Genomic DNA, 19,997 nt, shown 5'->3' on the forward strand with positions numbered 1-19,997 from the left:
CCAGAGCACAGCAAGCCCGTCCGGGCGTGGCGGCCTACGCGGGCCGCAGCCAGAGCGTCGCCAGCGGTGGCAGCGTCAGCTGGATGCTCGCCCGGCGGCCGTGCGAGGGGACCGATTCCGGCTTCAGCGGGTCCGGGTTGAGAACATCGCTGCCGCCGTAGCGTGCCGCGTCCGTGTTCAGGACCTCGGTCCAGGCCTGGACCGAGTCCGGTACACCGAGGCGGTACTCGTGGCGGACCACCGGCGAGAAGTGGCTGATGGCGAGCAGCGGCGTGCCCGAGGCGTCGTAGCGGAGGAAGGCGAAGACATTGTCCTCGGCCGCGTCGCCGTCCACCCATGCGAAGCCCTCGGGCTCGGTGTCCCGCTGCCAGAGGGCCGGGGTCGCGCCGTACACCGCGTTCAGATCGCCGACCAGATGCCGCACCCCGCGGTGGTCCGCCTCCGCCGAGTACGACGGATCCAGCAGCCACCAGTCCGGGCCGTGGCCCTCCGACCACTCGGCGCCCTGGGCGAACTCCTGGCCCATGAAGAGCAGCTGCTTGCCCGGGTGCGCCCACATGAAGCCGAGATACGCGCGGTGGTTGGCGCGCTGCTGCCACCAGTCGCCCGGCATCTTGCTGACCAGCGCCTGCTTGCCGTGCACCACCTCGTCGTGCGAGATCGGCAGGACATAGTTCTCGCTGTACGCGTACACCATCGAGAACGTCATCTCGTTGTGGTGGAACTTGCGGTGCACCGGCTCGTGCGAGACATAGCCCAGCGAGTCGTGCATCCAGCCCATGTTCCACTTCAGGCCGAACCCGAGACCGCCGAAGCCGCCGGGGCCGACATGGTGGGTGGCCCGGGTGACGCCGTCCCAGGCCGTGGACTCCTCGGCGACCGTGATGACACCGGGGCACCGCCGGTAGACCGTGGCGTTCATCTCCTGGAGGAAGGCGACGGCGTCCAGGTTCTCCCGGCCGCCGTGTTCGTTCGGCGTCCACTCGCCGTGTTCGCGGGAGTAGTCGAGGTAGAGCATCGAGGCGACGGCGTCCACCCGCAGGCCGTCGATATGGAACTCCTCGCACCAGTACGTGGCGTTGGCGACCAGGAAGTTGCGCACCTCCTTGCGGCCGTAGTCGAACTCGAGCGTGCCCCAGTCGGGATGCGCGGCCCTGGCCGGGTCCTCGTGCTCGTACAGCGAACGGCCGTCGAACTCCGCCAGCGCCCAGTCGTCCTTCGGGAAGTGCGCAGGCACCCAGTCCACCAGCACCCCGATGCCCGCCCGGTGCAGGGCGTCGACGAGGAAGCGGAAGTCGTCGGGGGTGCCCATCCGGGAGGTCGGGGCGTAGAAGCCGGTGACCTGATAGCCCCAGGAGCCGCCGAAGGGATGCTCGGCGACCGGCATCAGCTCGACATGGGTGAAGCCCAGGTCCTTGACGTACGCCGGTAGTTGGACGGCCAGCTGGCGGTAGGTCAGTCCCGGCCGCCAGGACGCGAGGTGCACCTCGTAGACGGAGAAGGGCGACTCGTGCACGGGCACGTCGCCGCGGTGTGCCATCCACTCCTCGTCGTGCCACACATGGTGGGACTCGGTCACGATCGAGGCGTTGGCGGGCGGCACCTCGGTGCGCCGCGCCATCGGGTCGGCGCGCATAGTGTGCGAGCCGTCGGGGCGGGTGATGTCGAACTTGTAGAGCGCGCCCTCGCTCACCCCCGGGAGGAACAGCTCCCAGACGCCCGTCGAGCCGAGCGAGCGCATCGGATACCCGGTGCCGTCCCAGTAGTTGAAGTCGCCGGCGACCCGCACCCCGCGGGCGTTGGGCGCCCAGACGGTGAACCGGGTGCCGGTGACGCCCTGGTGCGCCATCGGCTGGGCACCGAGCGCGTTCCACAGCTCCTCGTGCCGGCCCTCGCCGATCAGGTGCAGATCGAGCTCGCCGAGAGAGGGCAGGAAGCGGTACGGGTCCTGCACCTCGATCTCGTGCGTGCCCTCGGCCTCGGCCTCGGACTCACTGTCGGCCACGGTCTCGTCAACGTCGCCGTCGCTGCCGTAGGCGACCAGCAGCTGGTACTCCGGGGCCGTACGCAGCGGCAGCACCCCCGAGAAGAACCCGTCGCCGTCCTCGTGCAGCTCGGCCCGCAGCCCCTTGGAGAGCACGGTCACCGCCCGCGCGTACGGGCGCAGCACGCGCAGCTCGAGGCCGCCCCGCACCGAGTGCGCGCCGAGCAGCCCGTGCGGATCGTGGTGGGCGCCGCTCAGCAGCCGCTCCCTGTCCCCGTCCGCGAGCGGGTGCGCCGCCCGTACGCCATGACTGCCGCCGGCGCGCGGCCGGGGCGCGGCGGGCGCGGGCTGCTCGTGGCGCGGTTCGGTGTCGGCCGGCCGCTTCGGTACATCGGGGTCGGACGAATTGCGGGACGAGGGTCGGGCGGTCACGGGGGGTCGGCCTCCTTGGGCGGCGGGTGGATCTGTGGATCAGGCGAGGGCGGCGATCAGGTGAGGGCGGCCAGTCGGTCGATGGCCGCCATCGGAACCGGCAGCCAGTCGGGGCGGTTCCTGGCCTCGTACACGACTTCGTACACGGCCTTGTCCGTCTCGTACGCACGCAGCAGTTCGGGTTCGGTGCGCGGATCCGCGCCGGAGACCTCGGCGTAGCCCTCGCAGTACGCCGTACGGCAGCGCTCCGCCCAGGAAGGGTTCCACGGGCGGTGCGTGCGCGCCGCGTAGTCGAACGAGCGGAGCATCCCGGCGACATCCCGCACCGGGGGCTGCGGCCTGCGCCGTTCGGTGAGCGGGCGCGCGGGCTCGCCCTCGAAGTCGATGACCGACCAGTGGCCGCCCGCGGAACCGGCGCCGCGCAGCGTCTGGCCCAGATGGAGATCTCCGTGGACGCGCTGGGCCCGCCAGCCGTCGCCGCCCCGGCCCGGCGCGGCGAGCGCGTCGAAGGCCGCGCGCAGCCGGGGCACGTACGGCTGCAGGGCGGGCACCGCCTGTGCGGCCGCGTCCAGCCGCTCCGACATCGCGGCCGCCAGCTGCTCGGTCTGCGGGCTGCGCACCATCACCGTCGGCAGCTCGCTCGCCAGCGCCGCATGGACCTCTGCGGTCACCCGGCCGAGCGCACGGGCCTCGTCGGTGAAGGAGCGCCCGCCGGCCAGTGAGTCCAGCGCGAGCAGCCAGCCGTCCTGCGAGCCGCGCAGGAAGGGCTGCAGCACGCCGAGGGTGTACGGCTCCGGCGTGGTCGACTCGTACCAGGCGACGGGCGCCGGCACCCGGTCGCAGCCCGCGCGGGCGAGCGCGAGCGGCAGTTCCAGATCGGGGTTGGGGCCGGGGTGGACCCGGCGGAAGAGCTTGAGGATGTACGCATCGCCGTACACCAGCGAGGAGTTGGACTGTTCGACGTCCAGCGGGCGCCCGGCGAGGCCGCCGGGGATGGCCGGGCCCCGGTCGAACCGGTCGAAGCGCAGCGGCCCGAGCGAGCCGGGCGTACGCAGCCGCTCCAGGATCAGCTCGGCCAGCCGGGGATCGTGCAGACCTTCGTAGACCGTCCGTCCGGCCAGCGGACCCTCCGCCGGACGGCCGATCAGCGCGGGCGCGAGATACGGCGGCAGGGTCTCGCGCACGCCGAGCAGGAGCTGATAGCAGTCGTTCGAAGCCTGGGCGCCCCCTCCCGGCTGCTGGACCCGGACGAGCAGATGCAGCAGCCCGCTGCCGGGTCCGTCCAGCGGCAGCAGTTCGGTCGCCGAGACGAGCGAGAAGCCGGTGACCGGCCGGCCCTTGCCGGCGAACCAGCGCTGCCGCGGCAGCCATTCGTGCAGGAGTGGGGCGAGTGACGGGAGAAGAGCGACGAGAGTCCGGGTGGATGCAGCCTCCGACATGGCATCGCGTCCTTTCCCCGGGTACACCACGAATGCGCAGAGTGTCCCGGATTACAGCTGTGGCTGTCCGGCGGCGCGCGGGGATGAGGGGGAGAGTGCCCAGGGCGGGGCGGCGGAAACCGCCCCGCGTGACATACCTCTCCCCATCCGTGCCTCAGGTCGGGGCCTGGTCCTTCCTGAGCCGGAACCAGTAGAAGCCGTGCCCGGCGAGAGTCAGCAGGTAGGGCCACTGGCCGATGGGGGGGAACCGCACCCCGCCGATCAGCTCCACCGGATGCCGGCCGCCGAAGGCCCGCAGATCGAGCTCGGTGGGCTGCGCGAAACGCGAGAAATTGTTGACGCAGAGCACGAGATCGTCCTTGTACTCGCGAAGGAAGGCGAGCACGGCCGGATTCGACGAGGGCAGTTCGGTGTACGAACCGAGGCCGAAGGCGTGGTTCTGCTTGCGGATCTCGATCATCCGCCGGGTCCAGTGCAGCAGCGATGACGGCGAGGCCATCGCCGCCTCGACATTGGTGACCTGGTAGCCGTAGACCGGATCCATGATCGTGGGGAGATAGAGCCGGCCGGGGTCGCAGGAGGAGAAGCCCGCGTTCCGGTCGGGCGTCCACTGCATCGGGGTCCGTACGGCGTCCCGGTCGCCCAGCCAGATGTTGTCGCCCATCCCGATCTCGTCGCCGTAGTACAGGATCGGCGATCCCGGCAGCGACAGCAGCAGCGCGGTGAACAGCTCGATCTGGTTGCGGTCGTTGTCGAGCAGGGGCGCGAGCCGCCGGCGGATGCCGATATTGGCACGCATCCGCGGGTCCTTGGCGTACTCCGCGTACATGTAGTCGCGCTCTTCGTCCGTGACCATCTCGAGCGTGAGCTCGTCGTGGTTGCGCAGGAAGATGCCCCACTGGCAGTTCTTCGGGATCGCCGGGGTCTTGGCGAGGATTTCCGAGACCGGATAGCGCGACTCGCGCCGCACCGCCATGAAGATCCGCGGCATCACGGGGAAGTGGAACGCCATGTGGCATTCGTCGCCGCCGGCCGGGAAGTCGCCGAAGTAGTCGACGACGTCCTCCGGCCACTGATTGGCCTCGGCGAGGAGCACGGTGTCCGGGTAGTGGGCGTCGATCACCTTCCGTACGTGCTTGAGGAAGGTGTGGGCGGCGGGGAGGTTCTCGCAGTTGGTGCCCTCCTCCTTGTACAGATACGGCACGGCGTCCAGCCGGAAGCCGTCGATGCCCAGGTCCAGCCAGAAGCGCAGCGCCGAGATGATCTCCTCCTGCACCGCCGGGTTCTCGTAGTTGAGATCGGGCTGGTGCGAGAAGAAACGGTGGAAGTAGTACTGCTTGCGGACCGGGTCGAAGGTCCAGTTGGACGTCTCGGTGTCGACGAAGATGATCCGGGCGTCCTCGAACTGTTTGTCGTCGTCGGCCCAGACGTAGTAGTCGGCGAACGGCCCTTCCGGGTCGTTGCGGGACTCCTGGAACCACGGGTGCTGATCGCTCGTGTGGTTCATGACGAAGTCGATGATGACGCGCATACCGCGCTGGTGGGCGGCGTCGACGAACTCCACGAAGTCGGCGAGATCGCCGAATTCGGGCAGCACGGCGGTGTAGTCGGAGACGTCGTAACCGCCGTCCCTCAGTGGTGACTTGAAGAACGGCGGCAGCCAGAGGCAGTCGACCCCCAGCCACTGCAGATAGTCAAGTTTGGCGGTGATGCCCTTGAGGTCGCCGATGCCGTCGCCGTTGCTGTCCTGGAAGGACCGCACGAGGACTTCGTAGAAGACGGCCCGCTTGAACCAGTCGGGATCGCGGTCCTTGGCGGGGGTGTCCTCGAACAGGTCGTGGACGGGCTCATTGACGATCATGATGTGGGTGACCCTCCGATCGGCGGGGACGGTCGCAGAACGACGATGTGCGCGGGCGTGATGCCCGGCTCGAGGCGCACATAGTTGGCCCTGCCCCAGTGATAGGTCTCGCCGGTGAGCTCGTCGCGCACCGGTGCGCTCTCGTGCCATTCGAGGCCGAGGTGCGGCATGTCCAACGAGACCGTGGCCTCCTGGGTGTGGTGGGGGTCGAGGTTGGCGACCACGACGACGGTGTTCGAACCGGAAGCGCCGTCGGCGGATTTCGAGTACGCGATGACCGCGTCGTTGTCGGTCGGGTGGAAGTGGATGTCACGCAGCTGCTGGAGGGCGGGATTGCGGCGTCTGATCCGGTTGAGAGTGGTGATCAGCGGGGCGATGGTGCGGCCTTCACGCTCCGCCGACTCCCAGTCGCGCGGGCGCAGTTGGTACTTCTCCGAGTGAAGGTACTCCTCGCTGCCGTCCCGCAGCGGGGTGTTCTCACAGAGCTCGTAACCGGCGTAGACCCCCCAGGAGGGGGCCATCGTCGCGGCGAGCACCGCCCGTACCTCGAACGCGGGCCGGCCGCCCCGCTGGAGGTAGGCGTGCAGGATGTCGGGGGTGTTGACAAAGAAATTGGGCCGCATGTAGGAGGCCGCCTCGCCGGACAGCTCGGTGAGGTACTCGGTGAGCTCCTGCTTGGTGTTGCGCCAGGTGAAGTACGTGTACGACTGCTGGAACCCGATCGCGGCCAGGGTGTGCATCATCGCCGGACGGGTGAACGCCTCGGCCAGGAAGACCACGTCGGGATGGCTGCGGTTGATGTCCGCGATCACCTTCTCCCAGAAGACGACGGGCTTGGTGTGCGGATTGTCGACGCGGAAGATCCGTACACCGTGGTCCATCCAGAAACGCAGCACCCGCAGCGTCTCGCGGACCAGACCGCGCATGTCCGCCTCGAAGGCGATCGGGTAGATGTCCTGGTACTTCTTGGGCGGGTTCTCGGCGTACGCGATGGAGCCGTCGGCACGGTGGTGGAACCACTCGGGGTGCTCGGTCACCCAGGGGTGGTCGGGGGAGCACTGGAGCGCGAAGTCCAGCGCGACCTCCATGCGCAGGGCGCCCGCCGTCTCGACGAAGTGGTCGAAGTCCTCCATGGTCCCGAGACCGGGGTGGAGCGCGTCATGGCCGCCGTCGGGGGAGCCGATCGCCCAGGGCACCCCGACATCGTCCGCGCCGGGGGAGAGGCTGTTGTCGGGGCCCTTGCGGTGGGTCGTGCCGATGGGGTGGACCGGCGGCAGATAGACGACGTCGAAGCCCATCGCGGCGACGGCCGGGAGCCGCTCGGCGGCGGTGCGCAAGGTGCCGGGGACGGGCGGTGCGCCCTCCCTCACGACCGCGCCCTCGGAGCGCGGGAAGAGCTCGTACCAGGAGCCGTACAGCGCGCGCTGCCGCTCGACGAGGAGGGGCAAGGGGCGGGAGGCGGTGACCAGTTCGCGCAGCGGGTGGCGGTTGAGCGCGGCGGCGGCGTCCGGGGCGAGGGCGGCGGCGAGCCGGGCGGCTGCCGAACGGGTCTCGTCGCGCAGGGCGTCGACCGCGGCGAGCACGGCCTCCCGCCCGTCGCTCTTGGGCACCCCGGCGGCGGCCCGCTCGTAGAGCTGGGCGCCCTCCGCCAGGACGAGCGCGGTGTCGATACCGGCGGGGATCTTGATCTGGGCGTGGTGCCGCCAGGTGGCGACGGGGTCGCTCCACCCTTCGACGGCGTACGTCCAGCGCCCCTCGGCACCGGGAGTGACGTCGGCGCCCCACCGGTCGGTGCCGGGGGTGAGCTCGCGCATGGGGGTCCAGGGGCCGGGGCGGCCGCTGGGATCACGCAGTACGACATTGGCGGCGACGGCGTCATGACCCTCGCGGAAGACGGTGGCGGTGACCTGGAAGGTCTCACCGGCCACTGCTTTCGCTGGTCTTCTTCCGCAGTCGACGAGGGGGCGGACGTCCAGGACGGGAATGCGACCGATCATGGGATCACCTGAGGGCTGTGCGGGCAGGGCGGATTGAGCGTGTTGAGTCTTTTTACGCGGTTTGGGTGTTCTTTGTAGCTGCTCAGTCGACGACTGGCGGGCTGCGGGCATGGCCGCTCCTGTCCGCGTTCACTCGGGTGGGCGGAAAGAATGCTGTGAGAGGTGTGCGATCGCATGCGTACCGGAGGAGCCTTCCCACGCTCCTCGGGTGGGCAATCCGGTGGTTTGTTAACTACTAGGGCGTAGGTGTCTGCACAAGAACCTGGCGGGTCCGATCGGGGTTCTGCTGGGGGTCCAGGGGCCGGGGCGGCCGCTGGTGGCTGCACAAGAACCTGGCGGGTCCGATCGGGTCTGCGACACGCAAAGAGACCGGGCCCGTCGTGATGACGGAACCGGTCTCCTCTCCGTGGGCGGCTCGCAGGGACTGTCTACGCGCCCCAGCTCGGCTCGGGCCTCGGCTTCCTCATGACTCCTCACCCGACCACATCTGCCACGGCTGCCTGGCCACCCACTCGTCCACCGGCGCCGGCTTCAGCGAGAGCGCCTCCGCCGAGACACCGTTGTCACCCGACAGCAGGCCGGGCTCCGCGCCGCTCGCCATGTAGTGGTAGATCCCCGCCACCCCGGCCGCCGACTCCGCGCCCAGGATGTGTGCGAGCCCCTGCTGGAAGACCGTCGGCTGCAGCTCTACGTAACGGATCTCGCGCCCGAGACCCTGCCCGAACGCCGTCGCCAGCTCCTGGCCCGTCAGCGTCTGCGCGCCGCCGATGTCGAAGGTGCGGCCTGCCACGCCCTCCACCGTGAGCGCCGCGTACACCGCCTCCGCCAGGTCCCGGTGCGAGATCCAGGCGGTCGGCACCTCGGCGGGCAGCGGGTAGGCGAGCACGCCCTCGTTCACCAGCGCCGGGCCGTTCCACGGGCTGAAGAGGTTGTCGAGATAGACCGGCGGGCGTACGACCACCACCTCCACACCGCTGTGGGCGAGGCTCTCCCGGACCACCGTCTCGGCCAGCCGGCGCGTCTCGAAGGCCGCGACATTCGTGGACCGCTCCGGGACACGGGTGTTGGAGTTGTAGACCAGCCGCCGCAGCCCGGCCTCACGGGCCGCCTTGGCGATGTGCTGCGCGTACGTCATGACCTTCTCGGCCTGGTACACCAGCGGTATCACCACCGCGGCGTGCGTGGCTCCCTCGAAGAGCCGGCGAACGTCCTCGTAGCGCCCGAGGTCACCCCCGGCGACGGAGATGCCGGGGAGCTCCGGCCGGTCCGCCTCGGGCCTGCGGCTCAGCGTGCGGACCCGGTGTTTCCGCTCGGCCAGCAGACGGGCCGTCGCGCCCCCCTGGAAGCCGGTCGCCCCCACAACCGCGATGCGCATCGGAATGTGATCGGACATGAGTCTGAAGAGCCCTTCGATAGGGTGTGGCTGCTGCCGTGAACGGCTCTTCCAGGCTCGCGTCGGCGGCTTCGGCCAATCAATTAACAAACCGGGGCGGAGGTTGAAGGATCGTCCAATGGAACCTACGGACCGCGAAGGCGACGATCTCCTCAGTGAACTGCTGAAACCCCTCCGTCTCACAGGGGTCTTCGACAGCCGGTGGCATGTCCGCGCTCCCTGGGCCATCGAGGGTGACGCGGAACAGAGCTGCGCCGTACTGCACTTCATCACCGAGGGCGGCTGCTGGATCACCGGCGCGGACCAGACCCCGCTCGAACTGCACGCGGGAGACCTCGCCCTGTTCCCCACCGGCACCGCCCACCGGCTCTCCGACCGGCCCGACAGGCGCGGCGTGGCGCTCGCCGCCGTACTGCCCGAGCGCGAGCCCGGCACCTCCGGCGAGATCAGGATCGAGGGCGAGGGACCCGTGAGCCGGCTTCTCTGCGCCGGGCTGCACTACGACGCGAGCGCCGCCACGCACCTCTACAAGGCGCTGCCCTGGGCCCTGGTGCTCGACGGCTCCCAGGTGGACAAGGAGCCCCTGCTGCGCGACACCCTGCGGCTGCTCGCCACCACGGACCGCCCAGTAGGACCGGGCGACCGGCTGATCACTCTACGCGCGTTCGAGATGGCGCTGGTGCTCGCGCTGCGGCCGCTGCTGTGCGAGCTGGCCGACAATCCCTCGTCGCTGCCCGTGCTGCGCCACCCCGGCATCAGCAAGGCGATGGTGATGATGGCGACCCGGTTCGCCGAGCCCTGGACCGTCGAGTCGCTCGCCCGTGAGGTGGGCATGTCGCGCTCCGCCTTCACCGCCGCCTTCCGTGACCTGGTGGGCGAGGCGCCCGCACGGCATCTGACGGGCCGGCGGATGCAGGAGGCGGCCCGGCTGCTCGGCGAGACCTCGCTGCCCCAGTCCGCGGTGCCGGAGCGCGTCGGGTACCAGAGCGCCGTCGGTTTCCACCTCGCCTTTCGCAAGTGGTACGGGAAGACGCCGGGAGAGTACCGATCAGGAAGCTCCTCAGCTGCATGACTGGCTGGTTCTTAATCACCGCTGGACGGTCGTTCATTGCCGACTGTCCCTGGCTGGAGCGAGGCTCGGCTATGTCGGGGGACGTTCCGTTTGAGGAGAGACGTTGACCAGGTCCGGCCAGGAATACCTCGATTCGCTCCGGGACGGGCGCGAGGTGTGGCTCGACGGCGAACGGGTCAAGGACGTCACCCGCCATGCCGCCTTCCGCAACACCGCGTCGTCGATCGCACGCCTCTACGACCTGGCGCACGAATCGGAGCACCGTGAAGTGCTCACCTCCGGCGGTGTCCACCGCGCCTTCGCCGTACCGCGCTCGTACGAGGACCTGGTCGCGCGGCGCAAGGCGTACAAGGTGTGGGCGGAATCGAGCTTTGGCTTCCTGGGCCGTTCGCCCGACTACATGGCGGGCGGTGCGGCCGGATTCGCCGCCGTGCCGCAGCTGTTCACCACCGACTCCTTCGACGGCGCCGACAACGCCCTCGCCTACCACCGCAGGCTCGCCGAGGGTGATCTGTACTCGGCCTTCACCATCACCAACCCGCACTCCGGCGAGGGGGAGGACGACCTGGTGGTGCGGGTCGTCGCCGAGAAGGACGGCGGCATCGTGGTGAGCGGCGCCAAGACGGTCGGCACCGGTGCGGTCTTCGCCGACGAGGTGATCGTCGGCACGATCGAGCCGCTGGCCCCGGGGGACGTGGAGCACGCGCTGTGCTTCTCGGTGCCCATCGGCACACCCGGCCTGCGGTTCGTCTCGCGCACCTCGTACGAGGCACAGGCCCGCAGCGTCTTCGACAACCCGCTCTCCTCCCGTTTCGACGAGAACGACGCGCTGCTCGTGTGCGAGGACGTCTTCGTGCCGTGGGAACGGGTGCTGACGTACCGCAACGTCGAGGCGACCGGCGCGATGTGGTGGCAGACCCCCGCCTATCTCAACTTCGGGCACCAGGCGGCCACCCGCTTCTGGACCAAGCTCGAATTCCTCACCGGCCTCGCGATCCTGCTGACCCGCACCAACAAGACGTACCAACTCCCCGCCGTCACCCAGTCGGTCGGCCGGCTGCTCGGCATGGTCGCCCAGGCCAAGGCCTTCGTGCTCGCCGCGGAGGCGAGCTACGAACAGGTCGACGGCGGCCGCGGGGGCGTCAGGCCGGGCCAGGAGATCTCCTTCGCCCAGCGCATCATGGCCGGTGAGCTCTACCCGCGCGCCGTCCAGGAGATCAAGCTGCTCGCGGGCGGCGGCGTCATCCAACTGCCCGCGTCCGCCGAGGATCTGCTCCACCCGCAGCTCGGTCCCGTCGTCAGGAAGTATCTGCGTGCGCCGGGGAGTTCGGCCGAGGACCGGATCAAGCTGCTCAAGCTGGTCTGGGACGCGCTCGGTTCGGAGTTCGCCGGCCGCCATGAGCAGTACGAGCGCTTCTACCACGGCGCCCCGCACGTCTATCTGACCATGCAGACGTGGGCCGGTGGCGCCGAGAACTGCGAGGAGCTGGCCCGGGCCTGTCTCGACGGCTACGGTCTCCCTCCGGCCGGACAGGACCTGGGGACCGACAAGTGACCTCGGCCCGCAAGGGGGCCGCGCTCGCACTGCTCGCCGCCACCCAGCTGCTGCTGATCATGGACACCGCGATCATCAATGTCGCGCTGCCCTCGGTCGGCGACGATCTCGGCTCGGGCTCGGCAGGTCTGTCCTGGGTGGCCAACGCGTATCTGATCACCTTCGGCGGGCTGCTGCTCCTCGGCGGCCGCACCGCCGATCTGCTGGGCCACCGGCGGCTCTACCTCACCGGACTCGGCCTGCTCGCCGCCGCATCCGCGGCCGGAGGCATCGCGGGGACCGCGGGCGAGCTGATCGCGGCGCGGGCGGTGCAGGGCGTGGGGGCCGCACTCGCCGCCGCCGCGGCCTTCGCCCTGTTGCTCAACCTCTTCCCCGACGGGCCGGACCGGCACAGGGCGCTCGGCGCGTTCGCCGCGATGGGCGGGCTCGGCGGGGTGACGGGCACCGTGCTCGGCGGGGTGCTCACCGATCTGCTCGGCTGGCGCTCCACGTTCTGGCTCAATGTGCTCCTCGCCCTGGTGCTCGGGCTGCTCGCACTGCGCGTTCTCGACGGGGGGACGCGCAGCGCACAGTCCGGCTTCGACCTCGGCGGCGCGCTCACCGCGACGGGCGGACTCGGCCTGGTGGCGTACGCACTCGTCGGCGCGGGCGAGGCGGGCTGGACCTCCCCGCGCACCCTCGCCGCAGGCGGCGCAGGACTCCTCCTGCTGGCGGCGTTCGCGGTGGTGGAGTCGCGGGTCGCCCGCCCGCTGGTGCCGCCCGCCGTACTGCGACGGCCCGCGCTGCGCGACGCCAACATCCTCAGTGCGCTGGCCCAGATGGCGCTGTTCCCGATGTTCTTCCTGGTCAGCCTCTATCTGCAGAGCGTGCTCGGACAGTCCCCGCTGACCGGCGGGCTCGGCCTGCTGCCGCTGTCGCTGGCCGTTGTCGCCGTCGCGCCGCAGACCGGCCGTCTCATCTTCCGTATCGGGCTCGGGTCCACCATGACGCTCGGCTTCGGACTGCTGTTCGTGGGCATGGTCTGGCTGGCGCTCGCTCTCGCCGCCGACGGCACCTTCCTCAGCACCGTTCTCGCGCCCAGCCTGGTCCTCGGCGTCGCCCTGCCGCTGGTCATGGTCACCACCAATGTGGCCGCGACCGCGGAGGCCGCGCCCGAGGAGACCGGGCTCGCCTCCGGACTCATCAACACCAGCCAGCAGTTCGGCTCGGTGCTCGGACTCGCCGTGCTGGTGGGCGTCGCCACCGCCGCAGGCGGCTCGTCGGCCGCCGCCCAGACCGCGGGTTTCCGGTCCGCGCTGCTGGCCGGCGCCGCCTTCGCGGCCCTGGCCACCCTGCTCTCCGTACGACTGCGGCTGCCCGTGCCCGCGATGGCGTCGCCACGCCAGGACCGGACAGGCGGCGCCGTGGAGTGACCGTGTGCGGCGCGCAAGCGTGCGGAGTACGCATGCGGCTTCAGCGTCCGGTGACCGCGTGACGCGAGCCGCTCCGCATCCCACCCACTGAACCGATGTTGCCCAAGGGGGGCATTCCGTTGACCCTGTACGACCTTGTCGCGCCCGGTCTCGATCTGCGCGGCGAACCGCGCTACCGGATAGCCGAGATACGCGCGGCCGATCCGCTCGGCGCCGACGCAATGCTGGCCGCACTGCCCGCGATGAACGCCGCCGCCGATGTGCCCGCGCTCACCGTCGCCCTGCGCGCCCTGGTGCCCGATCCCGACCGGGTCGCCGCACTCAGCGTCGTCGACGCGCTCGCCGCCATGCGCGACCTCGGCATCCTCCTCGGCTCCCTCAAACGCCACGGTACCGAGCCCGTCCCGGCCGTGCCCGAAGTCCTGCCGGTGCTCGAGGAGCTGGGGCGGCGCACCGACATGGTGCCGCGCGACACCGTGCACCACTACACGACCTGGAACCCTCTCGGCGCCAGGCAGCGGATGTACACCGGCGACAGGATGGAGGCCAGTCTCCAGGACGCGGTCCGGATGGTCTTCCCCAGCCTGGTCGCCGCGCTCGGCACCTGCGCGGAGCTCGCCCGCCTGGAACCCTACGACCCCGGCTTCGCACTCTGCCTCGACCGCACCGCCCAGCATGTGCAGGCCATGGTGGACTCCATCGACTTCACCGTCGCCAACGTCTCGCCGGTCTTCTTCGCGCAGGAGATGCGCTCCTACTTCGAGGAGATCGACGTCGCGGGCCACGAGTACCTGGGCCCGGCCGCCGCCCAGGTGCCGCTCTGGCTGGTCGATCTGACCCTGTGGCAGTGCGACCGCAGCAACCCGAAGTACGACGCGTTCCTGCGCGAGTCGGTGCAGTACAGCCTCCCGTCCTGGCGCGACCACTACGCCAGGCACCAGGGCGGCACCTCCGCCGTCTCCAAGCTCTCCGCGGCCATCAGCTGGGAGGCGGTCGACCGGCTGCCGCAGCAACTCGCCGCCTCCGCGGTCTCCCTCGCCCGGGTGCTGCGCATCCTCAAGACCTTCCGCGCCCGCCATATGACCATCGCCCGCAAGGCGTACAGCGAGGACGTGCGGCTCTACGACATGGGCAGCGGCGGGGCCCCCATCGAACTGCTGCGCTCGGTACTCGATCTGACCCGGGACAACGAAACCCTCGTACGCCGCTCCGTCGAACGGCCGAACACCCCCTGACCGTCCCGACCGCCGAAGGAAGTCCGACCCCATGACCCACATAATGATCGCCGGCGGTGGAATCGCGGGGCTCACCGCGGCACTCGCCCTGCACACCGCCGGATTCGAGCGGATCACCGTCGTCGAGACGGCCCCCGAGATCCACCCGGTCGGCGCCGGACTCAACATCATGCCCAACGCGGTACGCGAACTCGACGCGCTCGGGCTGCTCGACCGTCTCGAGGAGCGAGCCGTACGCACCCATGAGCTGCGCTACTACCACCGCAGCGGCGGACTCATCTCCCGCGAGCCGCGCGGCCTCGGCGCCGGATACCACTGGCCCCAGCTCTCCATCCAGCGCGGCGATCTCCAACTGGTGCTCGCCGACGCGGTACGGACAAGGCTCGGCGCGGGCGCCCTGGTGGGCGGGGTGCGCGTCATCGGCGTGGAGCCGATGCCGGACGGGCGCCCACGCGTCCAGCTGGAGCACCGCGACGGTGCCCGGCGCGGCAAGGCCTCCCTCGAACCGGACCTCCTCATCGGCGCCGACGGCATCCGCTCGGCGGTCCGGGCCGCGCTCAACCCCGGCGAGGGCGAGCCGCCGTGGAACGGCATGCTGGTGTGGCGCGGCGTCTCCAGGATGGCCGCCCACCGGATCGGCACGTTCATGTTCATCGCGGGCGACGACCGGCAGAAGGCCGTGGTCTACCCGATGACCTCGCCTGACAAGGACACCGGTGAGGTCCTCGTCAACTGGGCGCTCGCGATGCCCGCCGACGCCGTCGACGACGCTACGCGCGGAGACTGGAACCGGCAGGTGCCCGTCGAGAAGTTCCTCCACCACTACGAGGGCTGGGACTTCGACGGCGTCAGCGTCACCGAGGTCCTCCGCGCCGCCGACACGGCCTTCGAGTACCCGATGGTGGACCGCGAGCCCCTGGAGCGCTGGTCCCACGGCCGTACGACGCTGATCGGCGACGCGGCCCACGCGATGTACCCGATCGGCTCCAACGGCGCGACCCAGTCCATCGTCGACGGCCGCGCACTCGCCCACGCCATGGCCCGGTACTCCGAGCCGGCCCACGCGCTGGCCGCGTACGAGGCGGAGCGCCGGCCGGCCATGACCGAGCTCCAGCGGGCGAACCGGCAGCTCGGCCCCGAGGTCGTCATCAACCTCGCCCACGAACGGGCACCCGGCGGCTTCACCGACATCGAGGAGGTGATTCCGGCGCGGGAACGCGCCGAGATCGCAGCCCGTTACGCGGCGACCGGGGCCTTCGACCCGGCGAGGGTCAACCAGGGTTCCCCGTACGGCCTTTCGGTGCGTTCGCTGCGCTGAGTGCCCCGGCGGACGCCCGCCCGAGGGGCGTACGCCGTGGTTGCGGAGGGCGGGCTGGCACTAACGTCGTCGGTGACGGAGAGGCGCACACCGTCGTGCGTCCCCTCGGATGCGTACCTCCCCTTGAAGGTGGGACCCGTGAAGGCCATTCGTCGATTCACCGTCCGCCCCGTCCTCCCCGGACCTCTCAGCCCGCTCAGCGACCTCGCGCGCAATCTGCGCTGGTCCTGGCACACCGAAACCCGAGACCTCTTCCAGTCCGTCGACCCCGAGGGGTGGCAGGCCGCCGGGGGCGATCCTGTGCGGCTGCTCGGGGCCGTCTCCGCCGCTCGACTGGCCGAGCTGGCCGGGGACCGGCGCTTTCTGCGCAGACTGACCGCCGCGGCCGACGACCTGGACGACTATCTGCACGGCCGCAGGTGGTACCAGGCCAACAGCGGCGCCCCCGGGGACACCGACCCCGAGGCGCCGGAGTTCCCGGCCGCGGTGGCCTACTTCTCACCCGAGTTCGGCGTCACCGCCGCACTCCCGCAGTACTCCGGCGGCCTCGGCATCCTCGCCGGAGACCATCTCAAGGCCGCCAGCGACCTCGGCGTACCGCTCATCGGGGTCGGCCTGCTCTACCGGCACGGCTACTTCCGCCAGTCCCTGTCCCGCGACGGCTGGCAGCAGGAGCACTATCCGCTGCTCGACCCGAACGAGCTGCCGCTGAGCCTGCTGCGGGAGGGCGACGGGACACCCTGCCGGGTCTCCCTCGCACTGCCCGGCGGGCGCTCGCTGCGCGCCCATATCTGGGTCGCGCGGGTCGGCCGTGTACCGCTGCTGATGCTCGACTCGGACGTCGAGGAGAACGGCCCCGGCGAGCGCGAGGTCACCGACCGGCTGTACGGCGGCGGCAGCGAGCACCGGCTGCTGCAGGAGATGCTGCTGGGGATCGGGGGAGTGCGGGCGGTACGGGCGTACTGCCGGCTGACCGGACACCCCGCGCCCGAGGTGTTCCACACCAACGAGGGCCACGCCGGTTTCCTCGGCCTGGAGCGCATCCGCGAACTGGGTGACACGGGTCTGGACTTCGACGCGGCCCTGGAGGCGGTGCGGGCGGGCACCGTCTTCACCACGCACACCCCCGTGGCCGCCGGCATCGACCGCTTCGACCGCGAGCTCGTCGCCCGGCACTTCGGCGAGCGCGGGGAGCTGGCGGGAGTGCCGGTCGAGAAGGTGCTCCAGCTCGGCATGGAGACCTATCCGGGCGGCGAGCCCAATCTCTTCAACATGGCGGTGATGGGGCTGCGGCTGGCCCAGCGCGCCAACGGGGTCTCCACGCTCCACGGGGCCGTGAGCCGCGGCATGTTCGCCGGTCTGTGGCCGGGCTTCGACGCCGAGGAGGTGCCGATCACCTCCGTCACCAACGGGGTGCACGCGCCCACCTGGGTGGCGCCCGAGGTGTTCCGCCTCGGGGTGCGCCAGATCGGGGTGAGCCGGGCCGAGGACGCCCTGTCCGTGGGCGGCTCCGAACGCTGGGACGCCGTGGCCGACATCGCGGACGCCGACATCTGGGAGCTGCGGCGCGCGCTGCGCGAGCAGCTGGTCCTGGAGGTGCGGTCGCGGCTGAACGCCTCCTGGCGGCAGCGCGGCGCCGGCGCGGCCGAACTGGGCTGGATCGACGGGGTCCTGGACCCGGACGTGCTCACCATCGGCTTCGCCCGCAGGGTCCCCTCGTACAAACGGCTCACGCTGATGCTGCGCGACCGCGACCGGCTGATGGAACTGCTGCTGCACCCGACCCGCCCGGTCCAGATCGTCGTCGCGGGCAAGGCGCATCCGGCGGACGACAGCGGGAAGCGGCTGGTCCAGGAGCTGGTGCGATTCGCGGACGATCCGCGCGTCCGTCATCGCATCGTCTTCCTGCCCGACTACGGCATGGCGATGGCGCAGAAGCTCTACCCGGGCTGCGATGTGTGGCTGAACAATCCGCTGCGGCCGCTGGAGGCGTGCGGGACGAGCGGGATGAAGGCGGCGCTGAACGGCTGCCTCAATCTGTCGGTGCTGGACGGCTGGTGGGACGAGTGGTTCGAGCCGGACTTCGGCTGGGCCATCCCGACCGCGGACGGCTCGGCGACCGACGACGACCGGCGCGACGATCTGGAGGCGGCCGCGCTGTACGAGCTGATCGAGGAGCGGGTGGCCCCCCGCTTCTACGACCGCAACGGCAGTGGACTGCCCGGACGCTGGATCGAAATGGTCCGCCGTACGCTGACGACGCTCGGCCCCAAGGTGCTCGCGGGCCGCATGGTGCGCGAGTACGTGGAGCGTCTGTACGCCCCCGCGGCCCGGGCCCACCGTTCCCTGAACGCCGATACGGCAAGGGAGCTTGCGGCCTGGAAGTCCCGGGTGCGCGCCGCCTGGCCGTGGGTGGCCGTCGACCATGTGGAGGCGCTGGAACAGGCGGCCGCGGCGGGCGGCACGGCGGAGCTCGGCTCAACCCTCGCCCTGCGGGTGCGGGTCGCCCTCGGCGAACTCCAGCCGGACGATGTGGAGGTACAGGCGGTGGCGGGCCGCGTCGACTCCGACGACGCGATCGCCGGCGCCCAGAACTTCCCGCTGAAGCCGACGGGCGGTCCCGACCTGGAGGGCCGCTGGGTCTACGAGGGGCCGCTCGCCCTCGACAGCACGGGCCCCTTCGGCTACACGGTGCGCATCCTCCCGGCCCACCGACTGCTCGCCGCCAGCGCGGACCTGGGTCTGGTGGCGTTGCCGACGGAGGCGACGGGGGAGGGCGCGGGAGTGCTGATGCGCTGACGCACCGGACCGCGGTGTGGTGAGGCGCCGGGCGGGCGCGGGCCAATGGCCCGCGCCCGCCTCGCCGTTCGCCCCTCCGGCCGCGACTTTGCCCACGGCCTTCCTCGCGACTTTCTTCATGTCCTGAAGTCAAGCCTTGACGTGCTCATGGGATGCCCCTAACTTCCAGATCCACGCTTCAGTTCACTCTCACATCCAGCGTTCATGTGAGTGAACCTCGTTGGATGGCCCCCACCCGGAAGGCAACCCCCATGCGTACCGGATCCACCACGCACGCCCTGCGCAGACCCAAACTGCTGATGACGGCTCTCGCCACCGTCCTGGCCTCAGTGCTCGCCGCGGTGCTGACAGCCCCGGCCTCGGCCGTGAAAGAGACGCCCGCCCACGCCCAACTCGCCGCCGCCCCCGTGAACTTCACCCACCCCGGCGTACTCGTCAGCCGTCCCCAGCTCGACTTCGTGAAGGCCAAGGTCCAGGCCGGCGCCCAGCCCTGGAAGGGCGCCTACGACCAGATGCTCGGCAGCAAGTACGCCTCGCTCACCCGTACCGCCAAGCCGCGCGCGATCGTCGAGTGCGGCTCGTACTCCAACCCCAACAACGGCTGCACGGACGAGCGCGAGGACGCGATCGCCGCGTACACCCTCTCGCTGGCCTGGTACATCGGCGGAGACAGCCGCTACGCCACGAAGTCGATCGAGATCATGGACGCCTGGTCCGCCGTGATCAAGGACCACACCAACAGCAACGCCCCGCTGCAGACCGGCTGGGCCGGCTCCTCCTGGCCGCGGGCCGCCGAGATCGTCAAGTACACCTACAGCAGCTGGCCGAACTCCGGCCGCTTCGGCACCATGCTGCGCAACGTCTACCTTCCGAAGGTCATCAACGGCTCGCACTCCAACGGCAACTGGGAGCTGAGCATGGTCGAGGCCGCGATCGGCATCGCGGTCTTCCTGGAGGACCGCGGCGCCTACGACAAGGCCGTCACCAAATTCCGCGGCCGCGTCCCCGCGTACATCTACGTGACCTCGGACGGCTCCCTGCCCAAGACCGCGCCCGGCTCCGGTCTCGACACCCGCGACGAGATCATCGGGTACTGGCAGGGCCAGTCGACCTTCATGAACGGGCTCAGCCAGGAGACCTGCCGCGATCTCACCCACACCGGATACGGACTCTCCGCCATCTCGCACATCGCCGAGACCAGCCGCATCCAGGGCCAGGACCTCTACCCCGAGGTCGCCGAACGGCTCCGTCACGCGCTGGGCCTGCACGCCAAGTACCAGCTCGGCGAGCCCGTGCCCGGCAATCTCTGCAACGGCAGCCTCAAGGACAAGCTCGGCCCCATCACCGAGGTCGGCTTCAACGCCCTGCACAACCGCATGGGCATCGGCATGACCAACACCCAGCGCCTCACCGAGCAGCAGCGACCGGCCGGGTCCAACAACCTGTTCGTCGCCTGGGAAACGCTCACCCACGCGGGCAACACGGCATAGGCCGGCCCGA

The 19,997-nt window shown here is 70.5% G+C and carries 12 protein-coding genes; 7 read left to right on the forward strand and 5 right to left on the reverse strand.

Annotation, left to right across the window (positions count from 1 at the left end):
- Positions 1 to 34: 34 nt before the first annotated feature.
- From glgB to SLUN_RS27555, 5 genes are all read right to left on the reverse strand, one after another.
- Positions 35 to 2,245: a 1,4-alpha-glucan branching enzyme gene (gene glgB / locus SLUN_RS27535; RefSeq protein ID WP_217504971.1), complete on the reverse strand. Its 2,211-nt coding sequence runs from the start codon at positions 2,243 to 2,245 to the stop codon at positions 35 to 37.
- A gap of 227 nt (positions 2,246 to 2,472) precedes the next feature.
- The gene (locus SLUN_RS27540; protein ID WP_108152685.1) at positions 2,473 to 3,855 is read right to left on the reverse strand and encodes a maltokinase N-terminal cap-like domain-containing protein; all 1,383 of its coding nucleotides are present in this window, start codon (positions 3,853 to 3,855) and stop codon (positions 2,473 to 2,475) included.
- A 154-nt stretch (positions 3,856 to 4,009) separates the two neighbouring features.
- Positions 4,010 to 5,716 (reverse strand): maltose alpha-D-glucosyltransferase, encoded by a 1,707-nt coding sequence (treS, locus tag SLUN_RS27545; protein WP_108152686.1) that lies wholly within the window; start codon positions 5,714 to 5,716, stop codon positions 4,010 to 4,012.
- Positions 5,713 to 7,713, reverse strand: coding sequence for an alpha-1,4-glucan--maltose-1-phosphate maltosyltransferase (locus tag SLUN_RS27550; protein WP_108152687.1), 2,001 nt, complete (start codon positions 7,711 to 7,713; stop codon positions 5,713 to 5,715). The genes treS and SLUN_RS27550 overlap by 4 nt, the downstream gene beginning before the upstream one ends.
- Before the next feature lie 463 nt (positions 7,714 to 8,176).
- The gene (locus tag SLUN_RS27555; protein ID WP_175312976.1) at positions 8,177 to 9,106 is read right to left on the reverse strand and encodes an SDR family oxidoreductase; all 930 of its coding nucleotides are present in this window, start codon (positions 9,104 to 9,106) and stop codon (positions 8,177 to 8,179) included.
- A gap of 118 nt (positions 9,107 to 9,224) precedes the next feature.
- Here SLUN_RS27555 and SLUN_RS27560 point away from each other — a divergent pair, with 118 nt between their 5' ends.
- The 7 genes from SLUN_RS27560 to SLUN_RS27590 all read left to right on the forward strand — a co-directional run bounded on the left by SLUN_RS27560 (position 9,225) and on the right by SLUN_RS27590 (position 19,987).
- Positions 9,225 to 10,178, forward strand: coding sequence for an AraC family transcriptional regulator (locus tag SLUN_RS27560; protein ID WP_108152688.1), 954 nt, complete (start codon positions 9,225 to 9,227; stop codon positions 10,176 to 10,178).
- A 103-nt stretch (positions 10,179 to 10,281) separates the two neighbouring features.
- Positions 10,282 to 11,733: a 4-hydroxyphenylacetate 3-hydroxylase family protein gene (locus tag SLUN_RS27565; RefSeq protein WP_108152689.1), complete on the forward strand. Its 1,452-nt coding sequence runs from the start codon at positions 10,282 to 10,284 to the stop codon at positions 11,731 to 11,733.
- Positions 11,730 to 13,145, forward strand: a complete 1,416-nt coding sequence (locus SLUN_RS27570) for an MFS transporter (RefSeq protein WP_108152690.1) — start codon at positions 11,730 to 11,732, stop codon at positions 13,143 to 13,145. Before SLUN_RS27565 ends, SLUN_RS27570 begins: the two co-directional genes overlap by 4 nt.
- 95 nt (positions 13,146 to 13,240) lie before the next feature.
- On the forward strand, positions 13,241 to 14,380 hold the full coding sequence (locus SLUN_RS27575) for a monodechloroaminopyrrolnitrin synthase PrnB family protein (RefSeq protein WP_108152691.1): 1,140 nt from the start codon (positions 13,241 to 13,243) through the stop codon (positions 14,378 to 14,380).
- Positions 14,381 to 14,411: 31 nt separating this feature from the next.
- Positions 14,412 to 15,698 carry a flavin-dependent oxidoreductase gene (locus SLUN_RS27580; RefSeq protein WP_108152692.1) on the forward strand — a complete coding sequence of 429 codons (1,287 nt, stop codon included), beginning with the start codon at positions 14,412 to 14,414 and terminating at the stop codon, positions 15,696 to 15,698.
- A gap of 138 nt (positions 15,699 to 15,836) precedes the next feature.
- Positions 15,837 to 18,497 carry an alpha-glucan family phosphorylase gene (gene glgP / locus SLUN_RS27585; protein ID WP_108152693.1) on the forward strand — a complete coding sequence of 887 codons (2,661 nt, stop codon included), beginning with the start codon at positions 15,837 to 15,839 and terminating at the stop codon, positions 18,495 to 18,497.
- A 251-nt stretch (positions 18,498 to 18,748) separates the two neighbouring features.
- Positions 18,749 to 19,987 (forward strand): alginate lyase family protein, encoded by a 1,239-nt coding sequence (locus SLUN_RS27590; protein ID WP_108152694.1) that lies wholly within the window; start codon positions 18,749 to 18,751, stop codon positions 19,985 to 19,987.
- Positions 19,988 to 19,997 lie beyond the last annotated feature (10 nt).

The sequence above is a fragment of the Streptomyces lunaelactis genome, assembly GCF_003054555.1.
GTDB classification, from domain to species: domain Bacteria; phylum Actinomycetota; class Actinomycetes; order Streptomycetales; family Streptomycetaceae; genus Streptomyces; species Streptomyces lunaelactis.